A 13,909-nucleotide genomic window follows, 5' to 3' on the forward strand; every position below is an offset into this window, starting at 1 on the left:
TTGTGTGTAATTACGAAAAACCAATTCTTCAATGAAATTGAACTTAATCTATTTGACTTTTATTATCGGAATTCTAAATATTTCAATAATACATTCTCAATCTGACTTAAAACTTGTAAAGAAAAAAAACGGAAATACTGTTCATTTTACAATGGTCGATAAAACACCATTCGAAAGTGATTGCGACGGAATTTTGGACGAGAAGGAAAGAACGCAATGTTTGGAAAAATGTCTTCGTGACCAAATCTTGAATCTGATTGACAAGGATTATGAGTATTCTGGAGAAATGTATGTTTGGTTTACTGTTGACAAAAAAGGGAACGTATTAGATATTGCAACAAAAGGATATCCGAGCGTACCTGAATTTGAAAATGACATAAAAAAAGCAGTTATAGAATTAAATCTGACTAAATCCACCTACAGAAATCGGAAAGTTGATATCAGATGTTATACTCGTGTTCTGCCAAAAATTATTGAACCGAAAAAATAACTACAAACAACACCGTGTAAAAAACATTGCTTATTTTAGTTCAATCGTTTGGGCAACGTTCCTTACACATAAACGTTAGCAAACATTGTGACCCGTCCTGAATAAAGAAATATGATGAAATATCGAAGAAAACTAATTTTAATACTTAACGTAAAACGAAAAATTTAATGTCTATAAAAAAAAATTTATTCACCACAATGTTCTTAGTGTTCACATTTTTTATCATAAGCTGTGGCGCAAATGATGATGATGATATCGTAAACGACCCTTGTTTGAGATTCATTACTCCTCCTGAAATTACAATTACAAATCCGTCAATAGAAGTTGTTAATAATGACACCCTAACTGGTTATGTATTAAGAGCTCTAATTACAAACAATACATCTGAGATTATAGAAGGTGAAGCCACTATTTATACAACTTTAAATGGGATAAGCGCTGGATTTGGGAGTCTTATTTCTTGCAATAGAATAGAACCAAACGAGACTTGCGAATTTATTTCTTCTGGTAGAAGACCCGAAAATGAATTAGATTTCGGAGGAACAATTAGATGTACTTATTATAAAATATATTAGTCAATTAAAAATTAATAAAGCCCTTATAGAATTCAATATGAAAAAATTATTTTTACTAACTACAATACTTATAGTCAATATTTCATATTCGCAGAGTGATATTTCATTTGGGATAAATGGAGGAGCAACATTTTCAAGTATTCGTGGGAATGAAGCTGCTGATGAAAGTAAATCATCCTTAGATGTTTTAATCGGAATTGCAGTGGTTTATCCAACTAGTGATAAATTATCAATTAAAACAAATCTGAATTATGAAAGAAAATCTGTAAATGTAGAAAGCTTTTCAGTTGAAAATGTAACCATTAGAAGTACTTATAGCTATGTATCTCTACCAGTTATGGTTAAATATAATTTTAGCGACTCAAATAGTTTTTATATAAATGGTGGTCCATTTGTTGCGTTTTTAATAAATGCAAATTCAAAAGCTGATGAAGGACCTGACTTTGAATTTACTGATTTGAATAAGAATATCGATGCAGGAATTTCTTTTGGAATAGGAAAAAGAATTGAGTTATCAAATAATTACTTAGATATCGAAATTAGAAATAATCTTGGTCTTGTGAATATTAGTGCCGTAGAAGTGATTAATGACGATACTATTAAAACAAATTCGCTGAATTTAATATTGACTTACTATCTTTCCCTATAAGAGCAACGTTTGCTAACACCTGATATAACTCACAAAATCCTAAAACGTTTCCTACAAAAAATTTATTCAAAATAATCAATTTAACGCCTGTTATATTTCCGCATAAAATAAATATCATCTACTTTATTAACTCGTAGTTTCAATATTTAACTACTTTAAAAAATAATTCTCAAAGCAATCACGCTTGCAATAAATAAAAAGCAGGATTATTTTTGCCGCTATTTATACTATTCTTCACTGCATTCTTAGCAGCAAATAATCATTTGGGTAATTTAACTAAACTTTAACCCGCATAAAACGAGATTCATTTCCCTATCCAATAATTTTATAAGAATATTGAAATTCTTGGCTTTTTAAAAATTCCATTCTAGAATACTATCTTCTTTGTTGATTTGCAGTAGTATCCCAATTCAATTTATTAAATCTAAAAAAAAAAATTGACTATGAAAGATATTGACAATCCGCAAGGACTTGAGCAGTGCCCATTTAGAGGAACACGTATTGGTGGCGCATTAGGCACAGCTCCACAAATTGACGACTGGTGGCCCAACCGCCTTCAAGTGGAACTTTTACACCAAGAGCAAGCTGTAGCAAACCCATTAAGCGATGAAAGCTACAAAGAGGCTTTCAATAAAATTAATTTTGACCAACTGAAAAAAGATATAAAGGAATTACTCGTTACCTCGCAAGACTGGTGGCCGGCAGATTATGGCAATTATGGACCACAGATGATTCGTATGGCATGGCATTCTGCTGGTACATACCGTATAGCTGACGGTCGTGGAGGTGCAGCACAAGCGATGCAACGTTTTGCACCTATAAGTTCATGGTGGGATAATGGAAATATTGATAAATCAAGACGCCTCATTTGGCCTATCAAGAAAAAATATGGCGCGGCATTATCTTGGGCAGACCTTATTGTATTGACCGGAAATTGCGCGTTAGAAATCATGGGCTTCCCTACATTTGGCTATGGTGGTGGCCGTCGAGATTCTTGGGAACCGGACCGTAGTACGTATTGGGGACCTGAATTTTGGGACGGAAAACGAATTGACGAAGTTCCAAAAAGCACAAATCATTTGGGACATCCAGGCGAAATGGTAAATGAAAAATTACGCTGGGTTGGCGGACCTAAAGAAGAGTATCATGATTTAGAAAATCCGTTGGCAGCTACACATTCTAATTTAATCTATGTAAATCCTGAAGGCCCCGGCGGAAATATGGACCCAATGGATTCTGCCAGAAATATTAGAGAATCCTTCAAACGCATGGCAATGAATGACGAAGAAACCGTTGCACTGGTTGCCGGTGGTCACGCTTTTGGTAAAAGTCACGGTGCTGTTCCTGCTGAAAAAATTGGTGCAGCTCCCGAAGCGGCTCCCATGCATCTCCAAGGTTTTGGGTGGCACAATCCCGTGGGCTCTGGTAATGCGGAAAACACTTCTACCAATGGAATTGAAGGTTCTTGGACACCCAACCCTACACAATGGGATAACGACTATCTCATCAATCTTTTCAAATTTGAATGGGAACAAAAGAAAAGTCCGGCGGGTGCTGGACAATGGACTCCTATAGACAAAGGAGCTCCTAAGACACCAGATGCGCACATTGAAGGAAAAGATGAACCTTTGATGATGATGACATCAGACATCGCATTAAAGACGGATCCAGAATACAGAAAGGTTTGCGAAAAATTCATAAATGATTTTGATTACTTTACAGAAGCTTTTTCAAAAGCGTGGTATAAATTAACACACCGCGACATGGGTCCTAAAGACAGATATCTTGGCCCCGAAGTACCTAGCGAAGATTTAATTTGGCAAGATCCAGTTCCTTCGGTTAATTACGAATTGATTGACGCTAATGATATCACAAATTTAAAACAAACTATTTTAGATAAGGGTTTAAGCATTTCTGCTTTGGTAAATGCCGCTTGGTCTTCAGCTGCCATATATCGCCATAGTGACAAACGCGGAGGGGCAAATGGGGCGCGTATTGCCTTAGAACCACAAAACAATTGGGACCTTAACCGTCCTGATGAACTCAATAATGTGTTGAACCAGTTGAGAGAAATTAAGGATAATTTCAAAAATTCGCAAAGCGGAAATAAACAGGTTTCACTTGCAGACCTTGTAGTACTTGGTGGATGTACCGCAGTTGAAAAAGCGGCTAAAGATGCTGGTTTTAACATACAGGTGCCTTTTACAGCGGGTAGGAATGATGCAACTCCTGAACAAACTGATGTTGAAAGTTTTGATTGGTTGAAGCCAGTCTCAGACGGTTTTAAAAATTACCATAATGACAAAGTGGGTTATAAAGTACAGGCCGAGCGTATATTTTTAGACCGCGCCAACTTGTTAAGCCTATCAGCTCCAGAATGGACAGTTCTTGTTGGTGGGTTGCGCGTACTCGAACAAAATTATGACCATTCAAAGCATGGTGTGTTTACAGAACGTCCAGGTCAACTTACAAATGATTTCTTTCAAATACTAACAAGTATGGATTACGAATGGAAACCACAAAATCATGAAGAGACTCTGTTTAATATTAATGAGCGCAAAACCGGAATGACCAAATATACTGCAACCCGTTGCGATTTAATTTTTGGTTCAAATCCTCAATTGCGCAACCTCGCTGAAGTTTATGCCGCAGACGATGCACAAGAGCGCTTTGTGAATGATTTTGTTGCTGCTTGGAATAAAGTAATGATGTTAGACCGCTATGATGTGAAGGATTCTTAAGAGCTTTTTATTAATACATTTAAATTTCCCGAGATTTTTATCGGGAGTAGAAAGTTTGATCAAATATTAAAAAAGAAAAAACCATCCCGAAAATTCGGGATGGTTTTTTGATTTATTAATTTTCAGAAATTACTTACCAAGTTCATGCGCTACTAAGTAGTAAAACGCTGGACGGCTTTTCATGTGGATTCCTTTCATTTTTTCTGCCACTGCGTTCACAGCTTTCATTCCCTTGTCTTTATCCTCTACGCCCAATTTTTTTACTACAAAATTTTTACGCACCGTTTCTAATTCTGCTGGATCACCACCAGATACCAATAACGCATCCTTATTTCCTAGCATTGTTTTAAGACGGTCACAATATTCATCTAATTTACCGTGATCAATTTTTGAAACCCCGCAGTCCTTCAATTGTCCTGCTGCTGTTTCTTTTAGTTTTGCTAATTTTTCTTGTGTGTCGCTCATTGGTTTTTAAATTAAATTAATACTTATTGTAAATCCTAAAGTTAACAATTAATTCAGAAAATGAGAGTAAATCAATATTAAAATTATATTAAGAACACGGCTCACTTCGGAAACGGTACAACATCAACGCTTTTTTAACAACAATAATACGATTATAAATCAATCAAAAATTTTTTGGTGTTTTCTATTTTCCGAAGTATTAAAATTTCAAATTAAACCCAACTCGAACGTTTCGACCTAAAGTTTGAAAACGATAAATTTCCTCGTATTCCTCATTTAAAATATTGCTCACATTGATAAATACTTTCATGTTGGGAAGCAACTGTTTTGAAGCGGTAAGATTTAAAGTGCCAAAACTTTGCAAAGTCACTTCCTCCGTTTCAAACGTTTCATTATTGAAAAATGAATCTGTACGTTCACCTGTAAATTGATAGTTTACTGTAATAAAATTTTTGTCGGCTACATTATAAGAAATAGATGCATTTGCTTTGTGCTCAGGAATTCGCAACGCGAATTTCTCATCAGCCTGCGTATTTGTATAATTTCCTGTGAACATAAAACGCTTTGCAATAGGCGCAGCAACCTCTACTTCTACTCCACTTGCCGTAAATTGTTCGTCAATATTTTGATACTGAGAAATAAAATTATCTGGGTCAATGGTTACAAAATCAACAAAGTTTTTCTCATCGCGTGTAAAATAGAGTGCACTCAAACGTATGTTGCTTTCTGTGGTAAATTCAAGACCACCTTCAATGGTGGTGTTCTCTTCCGGTTGCAACTCTAAGTTCCCATACAATGGGTCGTTCAATTGAAACAATGAAGGCGTAATATACGCAGTGCTGTAAGATGCAAGCACTTTGAGGTTATTTTTTCCGAAGCCAAAATTATAACTCGGATTTACATTATACACCAAATGACTGCCGTATTCACTATGAATATTCAAACGAGCTCCCGCAGTTGCCTGGAACCCTTTTTCTGAAATATACGTCAAGTTTACATAAGGATCAAACATGGTAAACTCCGCAACACTATCCTCGAGGTCCTTCACAAATGCTGTCTCTCCAAAAGGAACCGAAAATGACGTAAAGCTACTGTTATTGTGACCTAAACCTAATAGCGCTGTAAAGCTATCTGTAAATTCATACGTCAAATAATTATCTAAATGGTAGGATTTTGTATCGTATTTCACAGGAAAGTCAGACTCAATTTCTCGCTCGATCCAAGTAAAGTTGTCATTAAAAACGTATACCCCTTTTTTATATTTCCAAATAAACTGTCCACCTGTGCGCAGTTGGTCTGTAATATTTCGGTTAGCAGCGTCTGTGTAATTGAAGTTGTCAAAATCGGATTTCAACTTTCCGAAGCTAAAAAACTGGCTCATTTTTACATTCTCGGAGAAATTATAACCCAAATTGACCCGACCTTCAAATTGATTGAAAGCATCAGCCTCAAAAGCCTCTACCACTTCTCCGTTTTCATCTTTCGGAGCAGCTACAGCAGACAATCCATCAACATACCGATTGCTAAAGTTGGCATTGTAAAACCACTTTCCTAGCGTTCCACTTACTGCAATTGCATTGTTAAATTCCTCCAAGCGATAATCAGTACCAAGGTCATCATCTTCCGCAGAACGATTTGTCCCAACAGACGATGTAATAACTGCACTAATTTTTTCTTTACTTGCTGGCAACGTAGTAATACTAATAACAGCTGTCCCTGCATTGGCGCCATAAAGTACACTTGAGGCACCTTTCATTATCTCAATACGTTCAATCGTTTCGGTAGGAACGAGTCGTAAATCGTAGTCATTTGAAATTTGTGAAGGGTCATTCACAGGTACTCCATCAATAACAATAAGCACTTGTCTATTGCGACCACCGCGCACATAATAACCAAGATTTTGCCCGTCATTACTACGGCTACCATTAATTTCGATTCCCGAAACTTCATTGATCAATTGCGCAACAGACTTTCCTTGATTTCTCAAAATTGTTTCCTCATCAATTGTTGTGACCACCTTTCCACTATTTTTTCGAGGAATATTCACTTTTGTGTCAATCATGATAGAGTCTAATTGCTCTACTTTTTGTTGTGCATTTGCAGTCAAAGCTGCAGCGGCAAAAACTGCCGATAAAAACATTTTTTTCATAAGTGTACGTTTTCCGTGCTACGGAACTATTAAATTAATACTACACCTGGAAATAAAAAAGAAGCATATAAGCGCAAAGCGCCATACAGTTCCAATCCTTTATCCCGAAGGTTTGCAATCATAAATTAAGGCAGGTCTCCTGGCTTGTCTTTGAGCGACCTTCCCATCACGCGCCAGCGGGACAGTGGTTTTGAAGTTTCGCTATTCAGTTTTTTTGATATCTGAACGACTTACAGTTGCGGGAACAGCTTTTGCTTTTAACAAAATTCCCTTTTAATGACACAAATGTGCCAACCAAAATTCGGTGCGAAAGTAATTATTTATTCTGAATTAGTCAGTAGCTTTTAGACGGAAGTATGCAGAAAAAATGGAATAACCTGATATCGTGCAACAAATCAAATCTTTAAAATGAAATGAGTAGTAATTAGAAAATTTGTAATGCATTTGTTTAGTTTTGCTGAAATAAAAAATAAGGATTCAGATTTTTTTTTCCTAATTAATTAAAGTGGAAGGTTTTTTTATTTAGTTAAGTTTTTGATTATAATCTATTTTTTATTTTTCCCCACCCGAAATTGTAAAATGACAATTTCGACCTCCCAAAAAGGGAGGTATTATATTTACATTTAATTGAACCCTATGGAATTGCGAATTATCTATTTATTAATTTCACTCAGTATTTTCGGTTGTAAGAATAATAATGAAACTAGTACTATTTCCGAAGTTGAAAACGCAGCTATTACTGGAAATGAAATTAAATATGCCAAAGGATTTGAAATTTCAGAAACTGAAATCTACAAAATAATTACCATTACAAATCCTTGGCCGGGAGCCGATAAATCGTACACGTATATTTTAAGTGATAATGAAATTTCAACATCAGAGTTACCAAATCACGACGCTTTTATAAAAACGCCAATCAAAACAATTGTGGTGACTTCAACAACGCATATTCCTTCTTTAGAAATGCTCGAAGCTGAAAATTCCATCGTTGGGTTTCCTAATCTGAATTACATTTCTTCTCAAAAAACACGAAAGCTCATTTCCGAAGAAAAAATTAAAGAAGTGGGTAAAAACGAAGATTTAAATACTGAAGTTTTAATAGATTTAAATCCCGATGCTGTGGTAAGTTTTGCTATTGATGGAAATAATACAACACTTGCAACGCTAGAAAAAACAGGCATTCCCACACTTATTAACGCAGATTGGACCGAAAAACACCCGTTGGGAAAAGCCGAGTGGATTAAATTTTTTGGAGCACTTTATAATAAGAGCAAAGAAGCAGACAGCATCTTTAAAATCATTGAAACTGAATATATTTCAGCAAAAAAAACAGCAGCTTCAGCCCAAAAAAAACCAACGGTTTTAAGTGGTGCGATGTACAAAGATATTTGGTACATGCCACAGGGCGATAGTTGGGCAGCGCAGTTTATCAAGGATGCAAATGGTGATTATTTGTGGAAAGATAGTGAAGGCACGGGAAGTATTTCACTCAATATTGAGAGCGTTTTAGAAAAAGGACAAAATGCCGACTTTTGGATTGGTCCGGGGCAATATACTTCCATTCAACAATTGGTAGATGCGAATAATGCCTATTCACAATTTGCTCCCATTAAGACAGACAAGGTGTTTAGTTTTACGAATAAGAAAGGTGAAACCGGCGGAGTACTTTATTACGAATTAGCACCCAACCGCCCAGATATTGTTTTAAAAGATATTATTAAAATCTTACACCCATCACTTTTACCCAATCACGAATTATTCTTTTTTGAACAATTAAAATGATACTCCAAAAAAGATATTCGGGTATTTTCATTGCACTACTCTTAGTGCTTTTCGTTTGCTTTTTAGTGAACATTAGTTTAGGAAGTGTCTCAATCCCATTGGGCGATGTGGTTGCGAGTATTTTTGGTGGTGATGTTGAAAAATCATCATGGAATTTTATTATTCAAGATTACAGAATCCCAAAGGCATTAACCGCAATTATGGCAGGCGGCGGCTTGGCCGTTTCAGGATTATTGATGCAAACATTATTTCGAAATCCGCTGGCAGGGCCTTTTGTACTTGGATTGAGCAGCGGTGCAAGCTTAGGTGTGGCTATTCTAATTTTAGGCGCAGGAGCCTTTGGAGGATTTATGGGAAGCGTGCTTTTGAGCAATTGGAGTTTGATAATCGCGAGTGCTTTTGGTAGTTTTTTAGTCTTGCTTGCAGTACTCGCTGTAACATTTAGAATTAAAGACACGATGGCAATTTTAATCATCGGGCTTATGTTTGGTAGCGTTACCGGTGCCGTGGTCGCTGTCCTCTCCTATTTTAGTGCAGCCCAGCAATTACAGCAATTTGTCTTTTGGTCTTTTGGGAGTTTGGGCAATCAATCGCGGGAAGGCATCTTGATTTTAGCACTCTGTTTTTTCATTGGTATTCTATTGAGTCTTGCCAGCGCAAAGGCTTTAAACGCCTTATTATTAGGAGAAAACTATGCAAAAAGCATGGGATTAAAAATAAAACGAAATACGTTTATCATCATTCTCGCAACAAGTATTCTCGCAGGAAGTATCACTGCCTTTGCAGGACCCATCGCATTTGTGGGACTCGCAGTACCGCACTTAACACGCCAATTTATAAAAACCTCAAACCATCTTATTTTAATCCCAGCAGTATTAATTTGCGGTGCGATTTTAATGCTACTTTGTGACACCATCGCACAACTGCCGTTTACAGAATATACACTCCCAATCAACGCAATCACATCGTTAGTAGGTGCTCCGGTTGTGATTTGGTTATTGGTAAAAAAACGTAAATTGTTATTCTAGATGGCTTCGGAAATTTCAAACACCGTATTAACTGCTGAAAATTTAAGCATTGGATATCCTTCAAAAAAAGGAGATACCGTCATTGCCGAAGGATTAAACTTTGCATTAAGAAAAGGAGAATTAATTGGTTTAGTAGGTAGCAATGGAATTGGGAAATCCACGCTACTAAGAACTTTATCCGCCACGCAACCCGCTTTAAAAGGTGATATTATTTTAAATGGAAGTACTATTTCAGAAACTACATCGCTACAACGCGCCACACAATTAAGCTTAGTTTTAACCGAAGCTCCAGCTTCAAAAAACTTGACTGTTTTAGAATTGATTTCGCTGGGAAGACAACCCCATACAAGTTGGATGGGGAGATTAACCTCATTGGATATTGCTAAAATCAACGAAGCAATTGAAGCGACAGATGTGGCTAAACTAAAACATAAAAATTGTTATGAACTGAGCGATGGGCAATTGCAACGTGTATATATTGCACGGGCGCTCGCGCAAGATACCCCTGTTATAATTCTTGACGAACCTACAACGCATTTAGACTTATACCATCGCGCGTATATTTTAAAATTGCTTAAAAAATTGGCTGTTGAAAAGCAAAAAACCATACTATTTTCTACGCACGAAATTGACATTGCCATCCAATTGGCAGATACGATGATGGTAATGACTAAAAAAAGTGTAGCGATTGACGAACCTTGCAAACTCATTGAACAAGGAAAATTTGACGCACTCTTCCCGCCAGAAACAATTCATTTTGATAAGAATACTGGGCGGTTCTCGGTTAAAAATTAGTTTATATAAGGCATAGTTTATGGTTTTCCTCTTTTGCTTCAAAGCAATAGTTACTATATTTACTATTAAAACATTTTTTTAATGACAGATAAAATACAATGCCCCAATTGTGCACATCAATTTGATGTTGAAGAAGCACTTGCGGGAAAGTTAGAAGCACAGTTTAAAGCTGCATACGAAAAAAAAGTTGCGGAGCAAGCACAGGTATTTAATGCTGAAAAGTTAAAGCTCGCAAAATTAATCGATGAAGAAAAGTTGAAACTTGCCAAAGAAGTAGAAGACTTTGAAGCAAAGAAAGAGCGAGAAAATGAATTATTTAAAGAAAAGTTACAGCAACGCCTCTTAAAAGAGTCTGAAAAAATTGAAAAGCAAACAAAAGAATCTTTTGAACAGCAACTTAGCGCATTACAGGCCGAGAACGAAAAGAAAAAAGAAGAAAACAGAGCCTTGAGGTCTGCGGAAATTGAACTTTTAAAAAGAGAAAACGAATTAATAGAAAAAACTGAAGAATTACAGTTAAACGTTCAGAAAGAACTATTGGAAAAGCAAAAAGAAATTGAAGACAAAGCGAGATTAAAAGAGCGCGAGTCTATGGTTTTAAAGGAACGGGAATATCAAAAACAACTGGACGACCAAAAAAAGTTGATTGATGAAATGAAGCGAAAAGCTGAGCAAGGTTCCATGCAAATGCAAGGAGAAGTACAAGAACTAGCCCTTGAAGAACTCTTAGCCTTAAGCTATCCTTTTGATGTTATAAGTGAAGTTGGAAAAGGTATTCGAGGTGCAGATTGTATGCAAACGGTTATCAATAGTTTGCAACAAGAGTGCGGTTCAATAGTTTATGAAAGTAAGCGAACTAAAAACTTTTCTAATGATTGGATTGAAAAACTAAAACAAGACCAAATAAAATGTAAAGCAGACATAGCAGTGATTGTTACTGAAACTTTTCCGAGCGATATGAATCGTTTTGGAGAAAAAGATGGCGTTTGGATTTGTGGTTTTCATGAAGTTAAAAGTGTTTCCTTAGTATTGCGTGAAATTCTTTTGAAAACACATTCTGTTAAAACTTCAGATGAAAATAAAGGGGAGAAAATGGAACTTTTATATCGATATTTAACGAGTAATGAATTTGTTAGAAATATAGAAAGAATAGGCGAAAACTATTCTGGAATGATCAACCAACTCAATAGTGAAAAAAAGGCAATGCATAAAATTTGGGCCTCAAGAGAGAAGCAAATATGGGTTGTTCAGGAAAACATTTCTGCTTTATTTGGTTCTATAAAAGGCATTGCTGGAAATGAGTTAGAAACCTTTTCAATACTTGAGCTGCCAGATACTTCTATTGAAGAATAAAAACCGACATTGCATTGAACGAAACATTAATTACAATCATTACCGCGCTCATCTGTCTGGGCATAGGTGCTTATATAGGAAATTTATTGGCAAAGCTTAAAAACAAAGGCGAGAATGCTATTTGGCAAGGAAGATTGGAACAAGCACAATTACAAGAAGAAAAATTGAATGTCCAATTTAATAGCACACTAATGGAAAGAGAGGAAATTAGAAAAGAAAAAGATTTTCTCAATCTAGAATTAACACGCCGCAATGCAGAGTTCGATAACCTCGAAGCTAAATTACGAGACCAAAGTGGCGAACTTGAAAAGCTGAACGAGAAATTCACCAAAGAGTTTGAGAATTTAGCAAACAAAATTTTAGACAGCAAGAGTGAAAAATTTACCAAACAAAACAAAGAAAATATCGATATCATTTTAAAGCCGCTTCAAGATAAAATTGAAAAATTTGAACAAAAAGTAGATTTTACCAATAAAGAAAGTATTGACCGCCACGCTATGTTGAGACAACAAATCATTGGTCTAAAAGAGTTGAACGAGCAAATGAGCAAAGAGGCTACTAATTTGACAAAGGCATTAAAAGGCGATAATAAAATTCAAGGAAATTGGGGGGAATTAGTTCTTGAAAGAGTTCTAGAAAAAAGCGGACTCGAAAAAGATAGGGAATATTTTGTGCAAAATAGCTTTACAAACGACGAAGGAAAACGTGTGCTGCCCGATGTTGTCATTCATCTTCCAGACAATAATAAAATGATTATTGACTCAAAGGTATCTTTGATTGCTTATGAGCGGTTTGTCAACGAAGAAGATGAATTGTTAAAACCCCGTTTTTTAACCGAGCATGTAAACTCTCTAAAAAAGCATATTGAGCAATTGAGTGCAAAAAATTATAACGACCTATATAAAATAGAAAGTCCAGATTTTGTTTTACTTTTTGTTCCCATTGAACCTGCCTTCGCAGTTGCTGTAAATACAGACGAAAACTTATACGCTTGGGCATTTGAGAAAAATATTGTAATCGTAACCCCTTCCACGCTATTAGCAACGCTTCGCACAATCGACACGATGTGGAACAATGAAAAACAACAACAAAATGCGCTGGAAATTGCAACCCAAGCTGGCAGATTGTACGATCAATTTGTAAATCTTACCGAAGATTTAATCAAAGTAGGAAACCAACTCAACACCGTAAAAGGAAGTTACGATGGCACGATGAAAAAACTTACAGGTCAAGGAAATCTAATTAAAAAGGTAGAAAAAATTAAAAAATTGGGGATTAAGCAGCGTAAACATTTAAATGAAAAATTGCTGAAGAAAGCAACGAGTGATGATAATGAATAATGAAACTATTAGTTAACTATTATTGTAAAGTACTTACCTTTATAAAAATAAGGGATACGAAATTTTAATATTTCAGAATAAACAGTAATTAATAAAATACCCACCTCCGTGGCAATACACATGAAAAAAATACTATTCATCATACTGGGAAGCTTGTTAGCAATCTATTTAATCTATGTTGCTTTTGTCTATTTTGTACCGTACAGCGAAGGTACTCGAGCTGGCGAATTAATAAAATTTAGCCGAAAAGGTGTATTGGTCAAAACTTATGAAGGCGAAATAAGCCAAGGAATTAGTGGCGCACAGATTTTTCCTTTTTCGGTACTTGATGAAAAGAAAGAAGTAATCAAAAAGCTAGAAGAATATCAAGGTAAATACGTAAAGTTAACCTATGTTGAAAGATTTGGCACCTTCTTTTGGTGGGGCGACACCAAGTATTTTATCAATGATGTCACATTAGAAAATTCGCCACATTTCAATAGAAATTAAAAATAACGCATAAAAAAGCCATTTCCAAAAATTGAAAATGGCTTTTTTTATTT

At 35.8% G+C, this 13,909-nt stretch carries 12 protein-coding genes and 1 riboswitch; of the genes, 10 read left to right on the forward strand and 2 right to left on the reverse strand.

Going from position 1 to position 13,909, the window contains the following annotated elements:
* Positions 1-31 precede the first annotated feature (31 nt).
* The 4 genes from ACSHW7_RS07840 (at position 32) to katG (ending at position 4,455) form a co-directional block, all read left to right on the forward strand.
* Positions 32-490, forward strand: a complete 459-nt coding sequence (locus tag ACSHW7_RS07840) for a hypothetical protein (protein ID WP_435678789.1) — start codon at positions 32-34, stop codon at positions 488-490.
* 167 nt (positions 491-657) lie between these two features.
* A complete protein-coding gene (locus ACSHW7_RS07845) occupies positions 658-1,065 on the forward strand; it encodes a hypothetical protein (protein ID WP_435678790.1) in 408 nt (135 codons plus the stop codon).
* A gap of 37 nt (positions 1,066-1,102) precedes the next feature.
* Positions 1,103-1,714 (forward strand): porin family protein, encoded by a 612-nt coding sequence (locus tag ACSHW7_RS07850; protein ID WP_435678791.1) that lies wholly within the window; start codon positions 1,103-1,105, stop codon positions 1,712-1,714.
* A gap of 443 nt (positions 1,715-2,157) precedes the next feature.
* Positions 2,158-4,455 carry a catalase/peroxidase HPI gene (gene katG / locus ACSHW7_RS07855; protein ID WP_435678792.1) on the forward strand — a complete coding sequence of 766 codons (2,298 nt, stop codon included), beginning with the start codon at positions 2,158-2,160 and terminating at the stop codon, positions 4,453-4,455.
* 129 nt (positions 4,456-4,584) lie between these two features.
* On the opposite strand, the gene ACSHW7_RS07860 is transcribed toward katG, so the two are convergent.
* Both ACSHW7_RS07860 and ACSHW7_RS07865 read right to left on the reverse strand, forming a co-directional pair.
* Positions 4,585-4,920, reverse strand: coding sequence for a DUF2853 family protein (locus ACSHW7_RS07860; RefSeq protein WP_435678793.1), 336 nt, complete (start codon positions 4,918-4,920; stop codon positions 4,585-4,587).
* Positions 4,921-5,119: 199 nt separating this feature from the next.
* Positions 5,120-7,069, reverse strand: a complete 1,950-nt coding sequence (locus tag ACSHW7_RS07865; RefSeq protein ID WP_435678794.1) for a TonB-dependent receptor plug domain-containing protein — start codon at positions 7,067-7,069, stop codon at positions 5,120-5,122.
* Positions 7,070-7,181: 112 nt separating this feature from the next.
* Positions 7,182-7,383: riboswitch (cobalamin riboswitch) on the reverse strand.
* A 322-nt stretch (positions 7,384-7,705) separates the two neighbouring features.
* On the opposite strand from ACSHW7_RS07865, the gene ACSHW7_RS07870 reads away from it, so the two are divergent.
* From ACSHW7_RS07870 to ACSHW7_RS07895, 6 genes are all read left to right on the forward strand, one after another.
* A complete protein-coding gene (locus tag ACSHW7_RS07870; protein WP_435678795.1) occupies positions 7,706-8,851 on the forward strand; it encodes an ABC transporter substrate-binding protein in 1,146 nt (381 codons plus the stop codon).
* Positions 8,848-9,879: an iron chelate uptake ABC transporter family permease subunit gene (locus ACSHW7_RS07875; RefSeq protein WP_435678796.1), complete on the forward strand. Its 1,032-nt coding sequence runs from the start codon at positions 8,848-8,850 to the stop codon at positions 9,877-9,879. Before ACSHW7_RS07870 ends, ACSHW7_RS07875 begins: the two co-directional genes overlap by 4 nt.
* On the forward strand, positions 9,880-10,674 hold the full coding sequence (locus ACSHW7_RS07880; RefSeq protein ID WP_435678797.1) for an ABC transporter ATP-binding protein: 795 nt from the start codon (positions 9,880-9,882) through the stop codon (positions 10,672-10,674).
* Positions 10,675-10,755: 81 nt separating this feature from the next.
* Positions 10,756-12,027 (forward strand): DUF2130 domain-containing protein, encoded by a 1,272-nt coding sequence (locus tag ACSHW7_RS07885; RefSeq protein ID WP_435678798.1) that lies wholly within the window; start codon positions 10,756-10,758, stop codon positions 12,025-12,027.
* 14 nt (positions 12,028-12,041) lie between these two features.
* Entirely contained in the window at positions 12,042-13,367 is a 1,326-nt protein-coding gene (rmuC, locus tag ACSHW7_RS07890; protein ID WP_435678799.1) for a DNA recombination protein RmuC, read from the forward strand.
* Positions 13,368-13,487: 120 nt separating this feature from the next.
* Entirely contained in the window at positions 13,488-13,856 is a 369-nt protein-coding gene (locus tag ACSHW7_RS07895; RefSeq protein WP_435678800.1) for a 6-phosphogluconate dehydrogenase, read from the forward strand.
* The last annotated feature ends 53 nt before the right edge of the window (positions 13,857-13,909 follow it).

Origin of the sequence: Patiriisocius sp. (assembly GCF_051252435.1) — a bacterium.
Taxonomy (GTDB): Bacteria; Bacteroidota; Bacteroidia; order Flavobacteriales; family Flavobacteriaceae; genus Patiriisocius.

Excerpts from the sequence above, each read along its gene's own strand:
- ACSHW7_RS07840 (WP_435678789.1), top strand. The coding sequence starts at position 32 with ATGAAATTGAACTTAATCTATTTGACTTTTATTATCGGAATTCTAAAT.
- ACSHW7_RS07845 (WP_435678790.1), top strand. The coding sequence starts at position 658 with ATGTCTATAAAAAAAAATTTATTCACCACAATGTTCTTAGTGTTCACA.
- ACSHW7_RS07850 (WP_435678791.1), top strand. The coding sequence starts at position 1,103 with ATGAAAAAATTATTTTTACTAACTACAATACTTATAGTCAATATTTCA.
- katG (WP_435678792.1), top strand. The coding sequence starts at position 2,158 with ATGAAAGATATTGACAATCCGCAAGGACTTGAGCAGTGCCCATTTAGA.
- ACSHW7_RS07860 (WP_435678793.1), bottom strand. The coding sequence starts at position 4,920 with ATGAGCGACACACAAGAAAAATTAGCAAAACTAAAAGAAACAGCAGCA.
- ACSHW7_RS07865 (WP_435678794.1), bottom strand. The coding sequence starts at position 7,069 with ATGAAAAAAATGTTTTTATCGGCAGTTTTTGCCGCTGCAGCTTTGACT.
- ACSHW7_RS07870 (WP_435678795.1), top strand. The coding sequence starts at position 7,706 with ATGGAATTGCGAATTATCTATTTATTAATTTCACTCAGTATTTTCGGT.
- ACSHW7_RS07875 (WP_435678796.1), top strand. The coding sequence starts at position 8,848 with ATGATACTCCAAAAAAGATATTCGGGTATTTTCATTGCACTACTCTTA.
- ACSHW7_RS07880 (WP_435678797.1), top strand. The coding sequence starts at position 9,880 with ATGGCTTCGGAAATTTCAAACACCGTATTAACTGCTGAAAATTTAAGC.
- ACSHW7_RS07885 (WP_435678798.1), top strand. The coding sequence starts at position 10,756 with ATGACAGATAAAATACAATGCCCCAATTGTGCACATCAATTTGATGTT.
- ACSHW7_RS07895 (WP_435678800.1), top strand. The coding sequence starts at position 13,488 with ATGAAAAAAATACTATTCATCATACTGGGAAGCTTGTTAGCAATCTAT.